The organism is Pseudomonas sp. GW823-FHT02C02 (assembly GCF_058797635.1).
The window spans coordinates 172,389-190,025 of record NZ_JBXAJV010000007.1 but is presented as its reverse complement, the minus strand read 5'-3'; the positions used below and the strand labels follow the sequence as shown (position 1 = coordinate 190,025).

Here is a 17,637-nt window from a genome sequence, read left to right as displayed (position 1 = left end):
ATCATTCGCGCTGCACATAGAGCAGTTATTTTCCCCGCAGTGCCATTAGAATGCCTGCCATTGGGTCACTGCCGACGGAATCGCCATGCCGCTTCACTCGCCGCTGTATTCGCAACGTTCGTTGGTCCTGACGCTCATCGCGTTGTTGGGCGCAGGCTTTCTCGCGACCTCTTTCCTCAGTTACTACGCCTCGCGAGCCTCCATCCGTGACAGCATCGTCAACACCGAGCTGCCGCTGACCTCGGACACGGTCTACTCGGAAATCCAGAAAGACCTTGTCAGACCGATCCTGATTTCCTCGATGATGTCCCGCGACACCTTCATGCGTGACTGGGTGGTCAACGGCGAGCAAGACGCCGAGAAAATGACTCGCTACCTCAACGAGGTCATGACCCACTACGGCGCCTACACGGCATTTTTTGTCTCCAACACCAGCCTCACCTACTACCACGCCAAAGGCGTGCTTAAACAGGTCAAGTCCACGGAACCTCGCGATGCCTGGTATTTCCGTGTCCGCGACATGGCCGATCCCTACGAGATCAATGTCGACCCGGACCTTGCCAACAAGGACAACCTGACCTTCTTCATCAACTACAAGGTTTATGACTACAACAACCGTTTCATCGGCGCTGCCGGCGTTGGCCTGACGGTCGATGCGGTGATCAAGCTGATCGACAAATACCAGCAGCGTTACCAGCGCAGCGTGTACTTCGTCGACAACTTCGGCCGCCTGGTGCTGACGGGCGCCGAGGGTGGCCCGCAAGGCGCGCACATCGGCCAGAAGCTCGGCGACCTCGATTACATGAAGGACCTGGTCAGTCAGCTGCCAAAACCCCACAGCGGCAGCTACGAATATTCCGTCCAGGGCCAGGGCCATTTCCTCAACGTGCGGTTCATTCCCGAGCTGAACTGGTACCTGTTTGTCGACAAGCGCGAGGACGGCGCCCTCAGTGAAATCCGCCAGTCGCTGTACCTCAATCTGCTGATTTGTCTGCTTGTCACGCTGATCGTGCTGTTGCTGCTCAACCGTGTGATCAAGCGCTACCAAGGCAAGATCCAGGCACAAGCGACGCTCGACAGCCTGACCGAACTGCCGAATCGTCGTGGCTTCGACCTGCTGGCGGCGCAGGCCATGCTCGAAGCCCGGCGCGAGCCCAAGCCGCTGACCGCGATGTTGCTGGACCTGGATCATTTCAAGGTTTTGAACGACACCTACGGCCACCTGGCCGGCGATCAGGTGCTGATCGGTTTCGCGCGGGATCTGGAGAGTTGCCTGCGGCACTCCGACATCGTCTGCCGCTGGGGAGGTGAAGAGTTCATCGTGCTGCTCAAGGACACCGACGGTGAGACCGGTCTGATGATCGCCGAGAAAATTCGTCAACATGTCGAACAACAGCGTTATGCCTACGACGGCAAGGAACTGCAGCTGACCGTCAGCATCGGCCTCACCACCTTGCAAGTCGATGAAACCTTGCACACCCTGCTCTCCCGGGCCGATCATGCGATGTACCGGGCCAAACAGGCCGGCCGTAACCGAACCTGCGTGGAATTGCCTCACTCCAGCTATGAATAATCCTGCATGAACAAGCCAGACCAATGCCCCGCCTGCGGCGCCGCCAACGCCTGCACCCTGGCCGACCCGCGCACCGTCGATCAGGCGTGCTGGTGCTTTGGCGTCAGTATCGACCCCGCTGTGCTTGAAGCGCTGCCAGCCGAACTGCGCGACAAATCCTGCCTGTGCCCGCGCTGCGCCGAGGTCGAGGCGCAGTTGTAAGCAGCCGCCGGGCCGATCACGTAAGATACGCGGCCCTTTTCCAACCGATCCCCAGCCATGCGCATTGACCGTTTCCTCAGCAATCTGCCGCGCTTCAACCGTAAGCAGGTACGCCTGTTGCTGGTGGAAAAGCGCGTTCAGGTTGACGGAAAAATCGTCAGCGACCCGCATGCCGAAGTGCTCGAGTTCAGCCGTGTCGAGGTCGACGGGGAAGTCCTGCAAGTCGGCAAGCCCGCACGCTACTTCATGCTGCACAAACCGCCCGGCTGCGTCAGCGCCACCCGCGACCCGGAGCATCCGACCGTACTCGACCTGATCCATGAGCCGGACAGCGATGACCTGCACATCGCCGGTCGCCTGGATTTCAACACCACCGGCCTGATGCTGATCACCAACGACGGTAGCTGGTCGCGGCGCCTGACTCAGCCGCAGACCAAACTGCCGAAGGTCTATTACGTCGAGACCGAGCAGGAGATTGGCCCGCAATACGCATTGAAATTTGCCGAGGGTCTGTACTTCGCGTTCGAAGACCTCACCACGCAACCGGCCGAGCTGATCGTACTCGGGCCGAAAGCGGCGCGACTGAGCATCGTCGAGGGCCGGTACCATCAGGTGAAGCGGATGTTCGGCCACTTCGACAACAAAGTGCTGCGCCTGCACCGCGAAAGCATGGGCCCGCTGGTGCTCGATAATGCGCTGAAACCGGGCGAGTACCGAGCATTGCGCACCGAAGAGATCCATTTGATCTAAGCAGCCTACCGCTCAGCAGAAGTTGTCGAACAATTTACGAATGACACTTGCGCGATGACGTGACCCCTGCTTGAATCAGGACGTCGGCCGAAATGTGACCGACGAGTCACAACATACTTCTAAGAAACTTTTTGCCGGTTAGAGAACCCTCAGGTTCCGCCTCAGACCGGCAGACTGCCCGCCAATAACAATACCCGTCGACCGGACTGCACTGGATCGACATGGGCCTCCAAATTCAAGGCGTATGCCTACCTGTCACAAAGCTCGTGCAATCTCATTTGCGCGCATACCCGCTTGCTTGGAGTCTTATGACATGAGGCCAGAAATCGCTGTGCTGGATATACAGGGTCAGTATCGGGTTTACACGGAGTTCTATCGCGCAGACGCCGCAGAGAAGACCATAATTCTGGTCAACGGCTCGATGGCCACGACTGCGTCGTTTGCACAAACCGTGAAAAACCTTCACCCGCAGTTCAATGTGGTCTGCTACGACCAGCCCTACGCGGGCAAGTCAAAAGCCCACAACCTGCATGAGAAATTGCTGACCAAGGAAGTCGAAGGGCAGATCCTCCTGGAGCTGATCGACCACTTCGCCGCCGAACACGTGCTGTCGTTTTCCTGGGGTGGCGCCGCGACCCTGGTCGCCCTGGCCCAACAGCCACGGCGCATCGAAAAAGCCGTGATCAGCTCGTTCTCCCCGGAGATAAACGCGCACATGCTCGATTACCTCGAGCGCGGCATTGATTACCTCGGCAGTCGGGATGGAGATCGGGTCGGCAACCTGGTGAACAGCACTATCGGCAAACACCTGCCGACGTTGTTCAAGCGTTTCAACTATCGCCACGTCAGCTCCCTCGCCGAGCATGAATACGGGCAGATGCACTTCCACATCAGCGACCTGCTCCATAGCGACCGCCAGTGCTTTCTCAAAGCGGCAGAGAAAATCAACGTGCCAGTGCTGTTCATGAACGGCGAATGGGACGAATACACCGCCGCCGATGGCGCCCGGTTGTTCGCCAACCACGTGCAAGACGCCACCTTCAGCACCCTGCAGGCCACCGGCCACTTTCTCGACATGGAACACAAAGCCGCCTGCCGAGACAGCCGCGATGCACTGATGGGCTTCCTGAAACCGGCACAACACACCAGCCGACCGCGTTACCACTACGTCCAGGACCAACATGCATTGGCCATCTGAAACAGCGTCATCGCGAGCAAGCTTCGCCCTACAGTGTTGAACGCATTCCTGTAGGCGCGAGGCTTGCCCGCGAACGACCGTCACGCGGTCTGATGTCTTGTGTCACCTGCGCCAAAGCTATCCTGCGCAAAGAAAAACTTCATTTCCACGCGCACATCTGGTACAAAGTCAGCCGCTCTGAGCGGGTGTCGTATAATGGCATTACTCCAGCTTCCCAAGCTGATAACGAGGGTTCGATTCCCTTCACCCGCTCCAATCGAATTTTTGTCTCACGTTGTTTTTTGACGGGGGATGCAGGTAAAGAAAAAACCGGCCTTGATGGCCGGTTTTTTTGTGGGTGGGGTTTTGTGTTTCAGGGCGGAAATTAGCGTTTTCGCGCAAAAGTGATGTTTTGTTAGCGTTTTTCTTGCCTCATTAACAGATTTCATCATTGCAAGTCGGTTTCAAACCCCTTGCGAAGCATTGCGGCATGGCACGGTGAAAAGCCATTTATCGCACGCCGCAAGAGGTCAAGGCGGAGCTGAGAACGGCGAACATCCTCAAGGGTTGCAGGGTTGTATTCAACATCGACGGCAACAAATATCGAGTGATTCTGGCAATCGACTATCTGCGACAGCTTGGTTTCATACGATTCGTCGGCACCCACGCCCAATATGATCAGATCAACGCGGAGACCGTGTAATGGACATTAAACCGATTCGCAGCCAAGAAGATCTGACCGCTGCATTTGCTCGTATAGAGCAACTGTGGGGGGCAGACATTGGTTCGCCTGAAGGTGATGAGCTGGAAATTCTGGCGCTGCTCATCGAAAAGTACGAAGACGAGCATTACCCAATGCCGCCCTCCGATCCGATTGAGGCCATTAAATTTCGTATGGACCAGCAAGGCCTGACCCCTCGCGACCTGGAACCCTTCATTGGTACGAGTGGGCGCGTGTCCGAAGTGCTGAACCGCAAGCGCAAACTGAGCTTGTCGATGATCAAACGTCTGCACCACGGGTTGCGGATACCTTACGAAAGTTTGCTTGCGGGTGTTGCCTGATGTGCAGCCCTGACAAAAAACCGGTCCTTGATGGCCGGTTTTTTGTAGGTGGAATTCAGGTGATTTTTCCTGCTGAGGATGTGGCAGACATCTGCGTACAGGCTTAAATCATTGCCAGGACGGGACACTGCGTCAGCGTCTCTATTCTTTCCGCTCTACCATCTGCTTTATTTTTACGGCCTTTTCAAAATGGTCGAGCTTGTGCTTAGCGATCCACCATTGGGCGGCTTCCATTAAAAGCACTGGATCATCATTTTTGTTCGCGAAGAAAGCATAGAAAGAGAGCCCGACAGTCGGCCCCTTCTGCTCTATTTTCTTGTCACAGACCTCGATCATCTTTTGCCTCAAGCTTTCTCGCATCATTTCTCTCAATCTATTAATGGTCTCGGTCGCGGCCAAATTCAGTACCGATTGCCCATCTTTCGGGGCTTCGAGCGAAGCCGACTTTCAAAAAGGCAAGGTCCTACACTACGGTGGGAATTGTCCGTAGACTTGCGCATTGCAGTGTTTTTACCATGAAGTCTATAGTCGACCCGCGCCAAAACTGGCGTATCGGGTTTGGCGACTCGATGCCATGGTACAGAAGCCTCCGAGTATTTCTCGGAGTGCTTTTGAACGCACTCGGCTGCCTCTTTTTTTTGGTGGCTGTGCGTGGGAGACCTTCGGGTCTGCCGGTTTTACCATGGTCCGGTTCGCCAACCCGCGTACAGCTACCACCCTATTGTTTGGCGACGATTGAGTGGTAGATCTTCCTCTAACATGGTAATCACTCATGAACGAATATATGGCTTTAACCAGCAACGCCGACGACCTTCCCTCGCTCTACGTCAACACCACCCAACCGCTGCATTCACTGCTCAGCACCGCCAGTTACAGAATCCGGGCCGTGACGCAGCTGCTTGAAAACCTCGCGATGCGAGGCGACATCACGTCTGACGCAGTGATTCTCAGCGACTTTGCGTTGCTCTGTTGAGTGCCCTTGCGCGATGGTTGCGATGTGCTGGACGTGATCGCTCGACGCATGGATGCGGAATAGTTCTGACGTTAGAGCGGGCGCCTTTCGAGGCGCCCTTTGCGTGTCATGACCGGCTGTCATTGGTCACCCAGAGATTGCACGAGCGCTCTATCACTGTGGCGAGGGAGCTTGCTCCCGCCGGGTCGCGAAGCGGCCCCCAAAAAGGGACTGCTGCGCAGTCCGACGGGAGCAAGCTCCCTCGCCACAGGTTCGGTGTCACGCTTAACTGCCTGGCATTGTTCTGGATCGCCGATTTGTCATTAAATCGAGCTTACAAATCCATAACGCTCAATCGGTTTCCCCTCCCCGCCCAACCCGCTAGCATCTCCCCTATCTTCAACCACCCTCTCCCCTGCGCGGCCATCGACGAACACGCGCCATCACTCTCCGAGGGAACCCAATCGGCCGCACATCAGGTGCCGCCCGTGAACGATCTCAACAGAGCAATCCAAACATGACTCAAAACATCTACGACGACCCGGAGTTTTTCCAGGGCTACAGCCAGATGGCGCGCTCCATCAGCGGTCTCGACGCAGCGCCCGAATGGCCTGCGCTCAAAGCAATGCTGCCGCCCATGAAAGGCCTGAAGGCCGTAGACCTCGGCTGCGGTTACGGCTGGTTCTGCCGCTGGGCCAGTGAACACGGCGCCGACAGCGTGCTCGGTCTGGACGTCTCGGAAAAAATGCTGGAGCAGGCGCGCAAAACCACGTCAGCGGACAACATCCAATACGCCCGCGCCGATCTGGAACAACTCGACCTGCCCGCAGCCAGTTTCGACCTCGCCTACAGCTCCCTGGCGTTGCACTACATCAAGGATCTTCCGGGTCTGTTTGCCAAAATCCATGAGGCCCTGAAACCCGGTTCACGTTTCGTATTTTCCATCGAACACCCAATCTTCATGGCACCGCGCAATCCGGGCTGGCTGATTGATAGCGAAGGGAACAAGCGCTGGCCGCTGGACAGTTATCAACGGGAAGGCGAGCGGGTGACCAACTGGTTGGCCGAAGGCGTGATCAAACAGCACCGCACGATAGGCACGTTGCTGAATACGCTGATTGGCGCAGGTTTCAGCATCCGACAGGTCAACGAATGGGGCCCGAGCGATGCCGAGGTGGCGGCGCAACCAGCCCTGGCCGAAGAGCGGGAGCGGCCGATGATGATGCTGGTCAGCGTTCAGCGCTGAGGGCCACGCCGGGTCATCGTAATTTTTGCATATGAATTTCCGATACCCGGTAAAGACAACGTATCGCTGCGTCGGACCTGTCCACAGATACCTTATTGTGCCGGCTCACCTTTCACCTAGAGATCAACATGGACAATTCAGAGTTGGGGATCATGATCATTTCGATGATCGGGTTGTTCGGCTTTGCTTCGTTTATTTTTGAATACCTGAGTGCCAGGCAAAGGGACCGATAACGTTCGGCGTTATCCGTCCCTTTTTGCCCTAGCGCGTCGCGACGATAAACAACCGCGGGAATGGCAACAGCACCGAACCATCGCTCAGCGCCGGATAGGCCTGCTCGATCGCAGCTTGATACTGCTTGAGGTATTGCTCTTTTTCCGCGTCATTCAGCGGCTCGAGAAACGGCCGCAAGCCGCTGCCCTTGAACCACTCGACCACCCCCGAGGCGCCGCCCGCGAGCGGGTGATGGTACGTGGTGCGCCACACATCGACTCGCGCACAGTGCGGTCGCAGCATCGAGTAGTACTCGCTGGCACTCGCCATGTCCGTGCGTTGCCCGGCGGCGTCTACCAACTTGCTGGCCCACGGTCCATCGGCAGCGACTTCGCGCATCAGGCGATGGGACGGCTCGTTGAGATTGTCGGGCATTTGAATGGCCAGGCTGCCGCCATCGCTCAGTCGGGCGGCCAGAGAAGGCAGTAACGTCGCGTGGTCGGGCACCCACTGCAACACCGCGTTGGCGAAAATCACATCGAACGGCCCCGGCTCGTTCCAGGTATCAATGTCAGCCGTGTCGAATTGCAGCTGGGGTAAGCGCTTGCGGGCGGCGTCGATCATATTGGTCGAACTGTCCAGGCCACGCACCGTGGCATTGGCGAAGCGCTCCACCAGCAACTCGGTCGAATTGCCGGGGCCGCAACCGATGTCGATGGCCGATCGCGCGTCCACGGGCGGGACCGCCGCCAGCAAATCGCGGGCCGGGCGGGTGCGTTCATCTTCAAAAGCGACGTATTGTCTGGCGGACCAACTCATTGCGTTCTCCTGTCGATACGTTGTTGTGGCCAGCGGCGCACAACCGGTTCGCCACGATACCTCGACTGGCGCGCCCTGCCCTATCCGACCTATGGCGACATGTCAGTTGACCGAATGCCATGTGTAACCAAAGGCCGCCGCCTCAAGCGTCCGCCTCATCGAATGACCACCAAAATGCCCCCCCGTTTCCAGCCATGTTGCCCCCCAGAACTCGCCTCACTTGAAGTCGGCGCGGCGAATAGGTGATGAGTGAGTCATTTTTTATGAGCACAGAAATGTAAGTAGAATTTTCAACCCGCCGTCGCTGTCTGAAAAATCAGGCGCATCCCTATAAGGAACACGGCAATGAAATTCGCAAAAATCTCGCAGAAACTCGCCCTGTGGGCCGGCAGTCCGAAGACGTTTATGGGGGCGTTGATACTGATTGGTCTGTGGGGGTTGAGCGGGCCGATATTTGATTACAACGACACCTGGCAACTGATCATCAACACCTCAACCACGATCATCACGTTCCTGATGGTGTTTCTGATCCAGAACACGCAGAACCGCGACACCGACATCCTGCACTTGAAAATCGATGAGTTGCTGCGGGTGAACAAAGAGGCGCAGAACGCGATGCTGGGGCTGGAATTGCTGGACCTCAAGCAACTGGAAGCGTTACGCAGACACTATCGCGCCATGGGCGAAAAAGACGTGCATGACCTGGCGGGGCTGGCCACTACGAGCAAGCGCAAACAGGACTTGAATGAGTGCTGAGCACAAACAAAACGGCGCGTGATGTGAATCACGCGCCGTTTGCGTTCAACACCGTTAATCGCCTGGTCTAGCGACTGGCTTGCAACGCTCTGGCCATTTCCAGGTGGCTCTGCAGTTTGGGCAAGGTTTCCTCAGCGAAGGCTTTGATTTGCGGCACGTCGGTGGTCTGAGCGACTTGTTGAAGCTGCTCGATGGCTTCCTGGGTCGTCTTCACCTGACTGGCGGTATAAGCCTGGTCAAAGGATGCGCCGTCCTTCACTTCCGGCATCAAGGCTTTGGCCTTGTCGACCACTTCTTCGCGAGGGGCAACCGGCAAATCCAGCTGTTTGGCGATTTTCGCCAAGTGCTGGTTGGCGGTCGTGCGGTCATTGATGACCACGATGGTGTAGTCCTTGACCTCTTTGGATTCGCTTTTCTGGTGCGCCAGGCGACTGGCTTCGATGTCGGCCATGCCTTTGGCCGACGCATCGTTGATGAACTCGGCGGGCGACTGGGCGAAGGCACTGTTGGCAAACAGGCCCAGCAACGTGACAAGACTGGCAGTGCGTAATCGGGTGGCCATCCGGCTCATGGTCGCGCCCTCCTTCTATAAAAATTCAAGCGGGAGCTTTCGCCCCCGCCTCTCAATCAAAACTACCTTGCGACTACTTCGACTTCTGACCACCTTTGCGGCCCATATCGGGTTTCGCAGGGTCTTTATCGACGGTCGTAGTGGTAGTTTTCCCACCTTTGCGACCGGCTTCTGACGCCTTCGTTCGATCGTTAGCGAAGTTTCCCGAGTTCGAGTTTCTTGAGTTAGGCATGATTCTCTACCTCTTGGTGATGATCGCGGCGAGCAGGAGCCCGCATAAAATCTGAATTTCGATCACCGCAAAGGTTTAGAAAAGTTGGAGTCGCCGCGACGAACGGTGGCCGATTTTTCAGGCCCCGAGGCGCTGATGATGTTGGCGCTTGGCCGCATACATGGCCTCATCGGCATGCCGGAACAGTTGCTGTTCTTCGGTGCCATGCTCGGGGTAATGCGCGACGCCGATACTCGGCCGGATGTTCACGCTTTGCCCGTCCAGGCGCAGGGGTTGCGCCAGCACCTGACGGATTTTCCCCGCAACGTTGTCAGCGTCTTCCGCCGCGTGGATGCTGTGCAACAACACCACAAACTCATCCCCACCGATACGCGCCACCGTGTCGGTCTCACGCACGCAGCCCTTGAGTCGATTGGCGACCGCCTGCAACAGCATGTCGCCGACTGCGTGGCCATGGGTGTCGTTGACCTCCTTGAAGCGGTCGAGGTCGACGTACAGCAATGCCATCCGCCCGGAATCCGTGCGAGCCTGCGCCAGCGAATTTTGAAGCCGGTCGCGCAGCAACGCCCGGTTGGGCAGTTGAGTCAGTTGGTCGTATTGGGCCATGCGTTGTAACCGGGCATGTAACTGCTTGCGCTCAATCGCGGTGGCGACCTGGGCGCAGACGTACTGCAACAGCTCCTTGTCCTGCTCGGTGTAGCGCTCGCCACCCGGTACGCTTTTGACGATTAGCGCGCCAATGATGCCGTTTTGCGAGTTCAACGGGACACCCAGCCAGCAAGGCGAGTCCTGTCCGGAGACCGATGCCTCAAAGCCTTCTGGCAGAGTGTCCTGGTCCAGGGTCAGCAAAATCGGCTGGCCGCTGCGAATCACTTCGGCACAGAGACGCCCGGTCATGGTTCCGGGCTGCTCGGGCTGCAGTTCATGGTCGTCGACGTGATACGGAAAGTTCAGCTGCGCACAGTGCTCGTCATACAGCGCCACGGAGAAATTCAGTGCCGGCAGCCATTCGCCGATGATCAAGTGGATGCGTTTGAACAACGCCAGCAAATCTTCCGCGGCGTGGGCCGCCTCGGAGATCGCGTATAACGCCGCTTGCCGGGATTCGGCCTGCTTGCGCTCGGTGATGTCCCGGGCCACAGCAATGCGCAACTGATCGACTTCAGACCAGCGCGCCGACCACAGAATATGCACCACCGCACCATCCTTGCGCAGGTAGCGGTTTTCGAAGTTGAGTTTGGGATCACCGCCCATGATCTCGCGCGCGGCGTCGAGGGTGCGCTGGCGATCGGCAGGGTGCACCATGTCGATCATCGGCTGGCCGATCAGCTCGTCCGGGGTGTAGCCGAAAATACGTTCGCAGGCCGCGCTGACAAATACGAAGCGACCTTGTTTATCCACCGCACAGACGGCGTCCAGCAAGAGATCGATGTAGCTCGCCAACGGCGCGGGATTTCTGGTTGCCATGGTGCGATAAGCGTTTCCGGACAATGCAGCAATAAAAAGCCCCTCCATGACCCATCGGGCATTGACGCATCCGTGCGCTCAACCTCAAGCCTTGTTCGTCACCAGCCCCGGCAGTGCATGAGCGAGGGCGTTGATGGCGAAACCGATAAACATCACCCCACATAACCGTGTGATCGCCAGTTCATGGCGCTGATACAAGGTGCGAACTTGCCGTGCACCAACAATGCCAATGAGGATAGCGTAGGCCATGAGACCGCCGACGAAGCTCAGGACAATCAACCAAGGCAACATTGACCAGTGCAGCAACTCCGCCCGGCTGGACAGCAGCGCAGTGAACGTCGCCACCGCCACGGGGTAGGCCTTGGGATTGGTGAGGCCAAACAGAATGCCGTGCCAAAAGGGCTGGCGAGCCGGGCCTTGAGGGGCATCGGCGCTGCTGCGCTTCGCCCGTATGGCGCGCAAACCGAGCCAAAACAGGTACAGCCCGCTGAGTACGCCCAGCACATCAAACGCCGTGCTGCCGATTTCACGGGCACCGACAATCGCGATCAGCGCCGTACTGCACCAGACCACGTCCCCCAACAAATGCCCACAGAGAAACCCCGCCCCGGCCCGTCGTCCGCGCGCGGCACCAATCCCGAACACCGCCAATACGCCCGGACCCGGTGTGATGCCATAAATGAAACCCGAGGCGAGAACGGCCATTAGCAGCGATGGGGTCATTGAAAGTCCCTTTAACTATTTGGTGAATGGGCGCAAGTCTATATCAGGTCCCGGGTATATCGACTGACTGATCGTCGAAGAACTTCATTCCCGCATACGGGCGCTCTCGACAGGCTGCCAGCCGAGACGCCAGATCGCCAACGTGGGCTTCGAGCTTGTGGCCGTCCGGGTCGAGGAAATAGAACGACGCGCCTTCGCTGCGGTTGTCGCGCCATTCTTGTACGCTGGCGGATCGCAGGCGTTCGACGAACACGGGGAAATCGATTGCGCTGATGGTGAAGGCGTAATGGGTGTAATCGGCGGCGGGTCCCGAGTTGCGCAGCGGATCAACGGACAGGCACAGCCACAAACCCGGCAGTGACAGATAGGCCCCGGTGTCCCAAGTGGCTTCGAGGCGCAGTTGCAGCAGGTCTTGATAGAACGCCACGCTGCGGTTCAGGTCGGTGACGGCGAGGGTCAGGTGGTTGAGGCCGGAGAGCAATTTGTTTACCTCAACGGTTATTTGATGGGCCGGTAGTCAGGTCGCTATGCACTATCCCCTCCCCAATCCGCCCATTCAACCAGTTCAACGCCTGATCCCCGCCCCGCCGTGTGTGCCAGACCAACACAAACGTAAACGACGGAATATGAAACGGCGGCGCAACTACGACCAGCGAGCGCTCATCGATCTCGCGCAGCCCACGTGAAGCCACGGTAAGGATCAGGTCCGTGCCACTGATGAATTCCGGGGCGACGCTCCAGTGCGGCAGGCTGATCGCGACGCGACGGCGTTCACGTAACGCCGTCAGCGCCCGCTCGATTTCAGGCGTGCCGCTGCCGCGCATTTCCAGCAGGACGTGTGGCCGTGCGAGGTAGGTCGGCAGGTCGAGTACGCCATTGGCAGGCAGGCTGTTGCGGTCGACCAGGCAGGCGTAGTGCTCTTCGAAGAGTGGCGTGCTGCGCAGCTCGTTTGGCAGTTCAGGGAAGACACCTGCTGCCAGGTCGATGTCGCCATTAAGTACTGCGTCGAGCATGCCTTCGCGGCTGGCGTGACTGATTTGCAGGTCGATGCCCGGCGCTTCCCGGCGCAAGGTGCGAATCAGCCCTGGCAGGACGATGGCGGCGCCATAGTCGGACATTGCCAGACGAAACGTGCGCTTGGCCGTGGCCGGGTCGAAAGCGTTCGGGGCCAGCAGGGATTGCACCTGAGCGAGTGCTTCGGCCAAGGGTGCGATCAATTCCATGGCTCGCGGCGTGGGTACGAGCATGGCACCCGCGCGCACCAGCAAAGGGTCTCCCAGCAAGTCGCGTAACCGCGCCAGGGCATGACTGACCGCCGGCTGACTCAGGTGTAAGCGCTGCGCCGCGCGCGTGACGTGCTGCTCGCTGAGCAAGGCGTCGAGGATCACCAGCAAGTTGAGGTCGATACGCCGAAGATCATTCATCTCGTGCATGTTCTGGATAGCAATTTGGAATTTAAATCTGCGCGACGAATACTCTAGAGTCCAGCAAAACCTGTTGGAGAATGATCATGAGTACATTGCATTGGGCCGGGCTGTTGCTGCTGGCCGTGGTTGCCGGGGCGGTGGTGCCGTTTCAGAGCGCGATCAACGCCAACCTCACGCGTGGGTTGGGCCATCCGTTGTGGGCGACGCTTGCGTCGTTGCTGGTGAGTATCGTCGTGTTGTTGCCGATCATGTTGGCAATGCGCTTGCCGTTGCCGTCACTGGCGTTCATCAGCAAGGCGCCGTTGTGGATGTGGGCGGGGGGTGCGTTTGGGGTGTGTTTTATTTCGTTGGCGCTGATGCTGCTGCCCAAGCTGGGGGCGTCGGGGTTTATTGCGTTGGCGCTGGCGGGACAGGTGGTGGCTTCGCTGGTGCTGGATCACTTCGGGTGGTTTGGGTTGGTGGAACGGCAGATGACGTTGCCGCGGGTGTTGGGGGCCGTTTTGTTGATGGCGGGGGTAGCGTTGATCCAGTTCAGTGCTTCGCCGGCAAAAGGTTTGGTAACTGCGGGTTGAGTGTTGACTGTCAGGCCGCCATCGCGAGCAGGCTCGCTCCCACAGTTGATTGGCGGCGTGGCACAGATCAATGTGGGAGCGAGCCTGCTCGCGATGGCGGCCTGAACAGCACCGCAGATTCAGAACTTGTCGAGCGTGCGCAGCTTCTGCGGCAACCCCCACAACAGCAGGGCAACGGCGATCAGCGCGCAGACAGCAATGACGTACAGCGCCGGGGTGGTGCTGCCGGTCAGATCCTTTATCCGACCGACCATGACCGGGCTGACGATGCCGCCGAACTGGCCGAGGGTATTGATCACCGCGATCCCGCCAGCCGCCCCTGCACCGGCACCAGCCAGCAGTTTTGGCGGCAAGGTCCAGAAGCTGGGGATGGAGGCGATGATCCCGGCACCGAGCAAGCCCAGCGCGACGATCAGGAAGGTTGTGTGGTTGGCGAAAATCCCCGCACAGATGAACCCAACCGCCCCCATTGCAACCAGTCCAGCGACAAACTTGCGCCGCTCACCGGTCGAGTCGGACAACCGCCCGATCACCACCATGCTGATGGCGCCGCAGATGTACGGGATGGCAGTCAGCAAGCCAATCATCACCGGGCTCTCGGTGCCGGCGCTGCGGATCAGTTGCGGGGCCCAGAAATTCAAACCGTAGGACGCCACCTGAATCAGGAAGTAGATCAGCCCCAGTGTCAGGAACCCCGGGATCCGCAGCGCGGCGAGCAGCGAGCCGCCACTCTTGTGCGGTTCATGGTGCGCAATGCGGCTGGCCAGCAGGGTTTTCTCCGCCGGAGTCAGCCAATGGGCGTCTTCGATGCGGTCCTTGAGCAGGGTCAGCACCAGCAAGCCGAGGCCGATGCAGGGCACGCCGCCCAGCAGGAACAGCCAGTGCCAGCCGCGCATATCGAGGAAGCCGTCGAGGTGTTGCAGCACCAGCCCGGAGAACGGAGCACCGACCAGACCGGCAAACGCCGACGACAGGAACAGCATCGAGGTGATGCGCCCGCGATAGTGCTGCGGGAACCACAGCGTCAGGTAATACAGCACGCCCGGCGCAAATCCGGCTTCCATCGCGCCGATCACGAAGCGCAGCGCATAGAACTGCCATTCGCTGTTGACGAAGACCATGGCGGCGGTGGCGAGGCCCCAGGACATCATGATCCGGGCGATCCACCGCCGCGCGCCGACCTTGTACAGCATCATGTTGCTCGGCACTTCGAAGATCACGTAACCGACCACGAACAGCCCGGCACCGAGGCCGTAGGCGGTGTCGCTCAGGCTCAGGTCGGTCTGCAGCTGGAACTTGGCAAAGCTGATGTTGATGCGGTCGAAAAAGGCGAACAGGTAGCAGACCATGATCAGCGGCATCAGGCGCCAGGCGACCTTGCTGACCAGGGCTTTTTCTTCGTCGTGATTAACGGACGGGCTCGCGCCCGCCTCCAGTACATTGAGGCTCATGGTGCTTTCTCCAGGCGGACTTCCCATGGGTGTCCGATTGTTTTTGTTGTCTGGTTGGGAGGATCTGTGTGAATGCTTTTACTGTGGGAGCGAGCCTGCTCGCGATGACGGTGTCACCCGACATCGCATGAACTGACCCACCGCTATCGCGAGCAGGCTCACTCCCACAGGGTTTTGTGTTGGGTCAGGAAGGCATTGGGTGCAAATCGCAATTACGCCCCGCTTTGACCAGTTGACCGGGCACTTCGTGGCCCAGCAGCACCGGCAATCCTCGGGACAACTTCAGTAACAGCGGTAGGTCGATGCCGGTGTGAATGCCGATTTCATCGCACAGGTTGACCAGGTCTTCGGTGCAGATATTGCCCGAGGCTCCCGGCGCGAACGGGCAGCCACCGAGCCCGCCAAGGGCCGCGTCGAAGCGTCGGGCGCCAGCCTCGTAAGCGGCCAGCACGTTGCACAAACCGAGGCCGCGGGTGTTGTGGAAATGCAGGGTCAGATCCGCCGGCGAAACCCGCTGCAGAACCCGCCGCACCAACCGATCAACCTGTCGTGGATTGGCCATGCCGGTGGTGTCGGCCAGGGTGATGCCCTGGATGCCGAGTTCCTGATAAGCCTCGACGATTTGCAGCACGCGATCCTCATCGATCTTGCCTTCGAACGGGCAGCCGAAGGTGGTGGCGATGCTGCCGTTGAGCCGCACCTGCGCACCACCGACGAATTGCACAATCTCGCCGAACGCCGCCAACGAGGCTTCGCAACGCATGCGCATGTTGGCCAGGTTGTGGGTCTGGCTGGCGGACATCACCAGGTTCAGTTCATCAGCGCTACAAGCCAGCGCCCGCTGCGCGCCCTTGAGGTTGGGGATCAACGCAACGTAGATCACCCCCGGTTGCCGGGTGATGCCCTTGAACACCAACTCGCCATCGCGCAGCGCCGCAATGGCCTTGGGCGACACGAACGAGCCAGCCTCGATGCGGCTGAAACCGGCCAACGAGAGCTGATCGATCAGGGCAATCTTGTCGACGGTTTCGACCCAGGTCGGCTCGATCTGCAAGCCGTCGCGGGGGGAGACTTCCTGAACGATCAGGGTCTGGGAAAAATCAGTGATCATTGCACCACCCCTTCGGCTTTCAGCCGTTCGATGTCCAGCGCCGTCAGGCCCAGTCCCGCGAGAATACCGTCGGTGTGCTGGCCCAGACTCGGCCCGGACCAGTTCACTCCGCCGGGGGTTTCAGACATTTTCGGCACGATGCCGGGCATCTTCACCGTGGCACCGCCAGGCAAGTCGGCGTTGAGCAGCATGTCCCGCGCCTGATAGTGCGGATCGACGACGATGTCGGCGACGGAATAGATGCGCCCGGCCGGGACTTCGGCGGCTTCCAGCGCCGACAACACTTCATCGATCGGCAGGCTGCTGGTCCAGTGAGTGATTGCCGCATCAAGCACGTTACTTTTCAATGCACGACCGTCGTTATGAGCAAACTCAGGCGCGTCGGCCAAGTCGCGACGACCGACCACTTCCATCAAACGCTTGTAGATCGGGTCACTGTTGCCGGCAATCACCACGTAGGCGCCGTCGGCCGTCAGGTACGTGTTGGACGGCGCGATGCCCGGCAAGGCGCCGCCGCTGCGCTCACGCACATGGCCGAGCATGTCGTATTCCGGCACCAGGCTTTCCATGACGTTGAACACGCTTTCGGCCAGGGATACATCGACCACTTGACCACCACCCTGCCCGGTCTTGACCCGCAGTAACGACATCAAGGCACCGATCACCGCGTGCAACGATGCCAGGGAATCGCCGAGGCTGACGCCGACTCGGGCCGGGGGTGAACCGGGGGTGCCGGTGGTGTAGCGGATCCCGCCCATGGCCTCGCCGATGGCGCCGAAACCCGGACGATCGCGGTAGGGGCCGGTCTGGCCGTAACCGGAAATGCGCACCAGGGTCAGGTTGGGGTTGAGGGCGTGCAGCACGTCCCAGCCCAGGCCGAGTTTTTCCAGGGCGCCGGGGCGCAGGTTTTCGATCAGCACGTCGGCGCTGGTCGCCAGCTGCTTGACCAGCTCGATGCCTTCGGCGGATTTCAGATTGAGCGCCAGGGACTTCTTGTTGCGCGATTGCAGGTACCACCACAGCGAGGTGCCTTCGTGCAGCTTGCGCCACTTGCGCAGTGGGTCGCCCTGGCCCATGGCTTCGATCTTGATCACTTCGGCGCCGAACTCGGCGAGCATGCGCGCGGCGAACGGCGCGGCGATCAGCGTGCCGATCTCGATCACTTTGATTGCACTCAAGGGGGCAGTCATCGCGGGGTACCTCTATGTTGTTCTTGGAATATGAGCCAAGGCTAGAGGACCGGGGGGCGATGAATCCAACCGTCAGTTGGCAACGTTCGTTCGCGAAACGCGAACGCCCAGGAGATTGCCGCGACCTCAGGTCAGTCTTCGCGG

The 17,637-nt window shown here is 59.2% G+C and carries 19 protein-coding genes, 1 tRNA gene and 2 pseudogenes; 11 read left to right on the top strand and 11 right to left on the bottom strand.

Annotation, left to right across the window (positions count from 1 at the left end; all coding sequences use genetic code 11):
• Positions 1 to 85: 85 nt before the first annotated feature.
• The 7 genes and pseudogenes from AC1ROI_RS14815 (at position 86) to AC1ROI_RS14785 (ending at position 4,763) form a co-directional block, all read left to right on the top strand.
• The gene (locus AC1ROI_RS14815; RefSeq protein WP_102594109.1) at positions 86 to 1,573 is read left to right on the top strand and encodes a sensor domain-containing diguanylate cyclase; all 1,488 of its coding nucleotides are present in this window, start codon (positions 86 to 88) and stop codon (positions 1,571 to 1,573) included.
• 6 nt (positions 1,574 to 1,579) lie between these two features.
• Positions 1,580 to 1,774, top strand: coding sequence for a cysteine-rich CWC family protein (locus tag AC1ROI_RS14810; protein ID WP_010462319.1), 195 nt, complete (start codon positions 1,580 to 1,582; stop codon positions 1,772 to 1,774).
• A 57-nt stretch (positions 1,775 to 1,831) separates the two neighbouring features.
• Positions 1,832 to 2,524: a pseudouridine synthase gene (locus AC1ROI_RS14805; RefSeq protein WP_102594108.1), complete on the top strand. Its 693-nt coding sequence runs from the start codon at positions 1,832 to 1,834 to the stop codon at positions 2,522 to 2,524.
• 313 nt (positions 2,525 to 2,837) lie between these two features.
• Positions 2,838 to 3,722, top strand: a complete 885-nt coding sequence (locus AC1ROI_RS14800) for an alpha/beta fold hydrolase (protein WP_077749602.1) — start codon at positions 2,838 to 2,840, stop codon at positions 3,720 to 3,722.
• Positions 3,723 to 3,903: 181 nt separating this feature from the next.
• Positions 3,904 to 3,977 (top strand) — tRNA-Gly (locus tag AC1ROI_RS14795).
• Positions 3,978 to 4,203: 226 nt separating this feature from the next.
• Positions 4,204 to 4,404: pseudogene (locus tag AC1ROI_RS14790) on the top strand (type II toxin-antitoxin system HigB family toxin); the annotation flags it as partial.
• On the top strand, positions 4,404 to 4,763 hold the full coding sequence (locus AC1ROI_RS14785) for a helix-turn-helix domain-containing protein (protein ID WP_102594106.1): 360 nt from the start codon (positions 4,404 to 4,406) through the stop codon (positions 4,761 to 4,763). The pseudogene AC1ROI_RS14790 and the gene AC1ROI_RS14785, both read left to right, overlap by 1 nt.
• A 141-nt stretch (positions 4,764 to 4,904) precedes the next feature.
• Here the strand turns inward: AC1ROI_RS14785 and AC1ROI_RS14780 are convergent, their stop codons facing one another.
• Positions 4,905 to 5,099, bottom strand: a complete 195-nt coding sequence (locus AC1ROI_RS14780) for a DUF6500 family protein (protein ID WP_256580185.1) — start codon at positions 5,097 to 5,099, stop codon at positions 4,905 to 4,907.
• A 436-nt stretch (positions 5,100 to 5,535) separates the two neighbouring features.
• On the opposite strand from AC1ROI_RS14780, the pseudogene AC1ROI_RS14775 reads away from it, so the two are divergent.
• Positions 5,536 to 5,799, top strand: a pseudogene (locus AC1ROI_RS14775) (short-chain dehydrogenase).
• 433 nt (positions 5,800 to 6,232) lie between these two features.
• On the top strand, positions 6,233 to 6,961 hold the full coding sequence (locus AC1ROI_RS14770) for a class I SAM-dependent methyltransferase (RefSeq protein WP_083374841.1): 729 nt from the start codon (positions 6,233 to 6,235) through the stop codon (positions 6,959 to 6,961).
• A gap of 261 nt (positions 6,962 to 7,222) precedes the next feature.
• Here the strand turns inward: AC1ROI_RS14770 and tam are convergent, their stop codons facing one another.
• Positions 7,223 to 7,993, bottom strand: coding sequence for a trans-aconitate 2-methyltransferase (gene tam, locus AC1ROI_RS14765; protein WP_083374842.1), 771 nt, complete (start codon positions 7,991 to 7,993; stop codon positions 7,223 to 7,225).
• Positions 7,994 to 8,338: 345 nt separating this feature from the next.
• Here tam and AC1ROI_RS14760 point away from each other — a divergent pair, with 345 nt between their 5' ends.
• Entirely contained in the window at positions 8,339 to 8,749 is a 411-nt protein-coding gene (locus AC1ROI_RS14760; RefSeq protein WP_010462444.1) for a low affinity iron permease family protein, read from the top strand.
• A 67-nt stretch (positions 8,750 to 8,816) separates the two neighbouring features.
• Here the strand turns inward: AC1ROI_RS14760 and AC1ROI_RS14755 are convergent, their stop codons facing one another.
• From AC1ROI_RS14755 to AC1ROI_RS14730, 6 genes are all read right to left on the bottom strand, one after another.
• The gene (locus AC1ROI_RS14755; protein WP_102595563.1) at positions 8,817 to 9,320 is read right to left on the bottom strand and encodes a DUF4142 domain-containing protein; all 504 of its coding nucleotides are present in this window, start codon (positions 9,318 to 9,320) and stop codon (positions 8,817 to 8,819) included.
• A 73-nt stretch (positions 9,321 to 9,393) separates the two neighbouring features.
• Entirely contained in the window at positions 9,394 to 9,552 is a 159-nt protein-coding gene (locus AC1ROI_RS14750; RefSeq protein ID WP_010462447.1) for a KGG domain-containing protein, read from the bottom strand.
• 117 nt (positions 9,553 to 9,669) lie between these two features.
• Positions 9,670 to 11,019, bottom strand: a complete 1,350-nt coding sequence (locus AC1ROI_RS14745) for a sensor domain-containing protein (RefSeq protein WP_102595564.1) — start codon at positions 11,017 to 11,019, stop codon at positions 9,670 to 9,672.
• 84 nt (positions 11,020 to 11,103) lie between these two features.
• Positions 11,104 to 11,742: a LysE family translocator gene (locus tag AC1ROI_RS14740; protein ID WP_010462451.1), complete on the bottom strand. Its 639-nt coding sequence runs from the start codon at positions 11,740 to 11,742 to the stop codon at positions 11,104 to 11,106.
• Between the two features lie 43 nt (positions 11,743 to 11,785).
• Positions 11,786 to 12,223, bottom strand: a complete 438-nt coding sequence (gene fos, locus AC1ROI_RS14735; protein WP_102595565.1) for a fosfomycin resistance glutathione transferase — start codon at positions 12,221 to 12,223, stop codon at positions 11,786 to 11,788.
• Between the two features lie 10 nt (positions 12,224 to 12,233).
• The gene (locus tag AC1ROI_RS14730; RefSeq protein WP_102595566.1) at positions 12,234 to 13,175 is read right to left on the bottom strand and encodes a LysR substrate-binding domain-containing protein; all 942 of its coding nucleotides are present in this window, start codon (positions 13,173 to 13,175) and stop codon (positions 12,234 to 12,236) included.
• A 77-nt stretch (positions 13,176 to 13,252) separates the two neighbouring features.
• Here AC1ROI_RS14730 and AC1ROI_RS14725 point away from each other — a divergent pair, with 77 nt between their 5' ends.
• Positions 13,253 to 13,741 carry a DMT family transporter gene (locus AC1ROI_RS14725; RefSeq protein WP_102595567.1) on the top strand — a complete coding sequence of 163 codons (489 nt, stop codon included), beginning with the start codon at positions 13,253 to 13,255 and terminating at the stop codon, positions 13,739 to 13,741.
• Positions 13,742 to 13,860: 119 nt separating this feature from the next.
• Here AC1ROI_RS14725 and AC1ROI_RS14720 read toward each other — a convergent pair whose 3' ends face one another.
• The 3 genes from AC1ROI_RS14720 to AC1ROI_RS14710 all read right to left on the bottom strand — a co-directional run bounded on the left by AC1ROI_RS14720 (position 13,861) and on the right by AC1ROI_RS14710 (position 17,493).
• Positions 13,861 to 15,192, bottom strand: a complete 1,332-nt coding sequence (locus tag AC1ROI_RS14720; protein WP_010462457.1) for an MFS transporter — start codon at positions 15,190 to 15,192, stop codon at positions 13,861 to 13,863.
• Positions 15,193 to 15,376: 184 nt separating this feature from the next.
• A complete protein-coding gene (locus AC1ROI_RS14715) occupies positions 15,377 to 16,303 on the bottom strand; it encodes a hydroxymethylglutaryl-CoA lyase (RefSeq protein WP_102595568.1) in 927 nt (308 codons plus the stop codon).
• Positions 16,300 to 17,493, bottom strand: a complete 1,194-nt coding sequence (locus AC1ROI_RS14710; protein ID WP_010462460.1) for a CaiB/BaiF CoA transferase family protein — start codon at positions 17,491 to 17,493, stop codon at positions 16,300 to 16,302. Before AC1ROI_RS14710 ends, AC1ROI_RS14715 begins: the two co-directional genes overlap by 4 nt.
• Positions 17,494 to 17,637 lie beyond the last annotated feature (144 nt).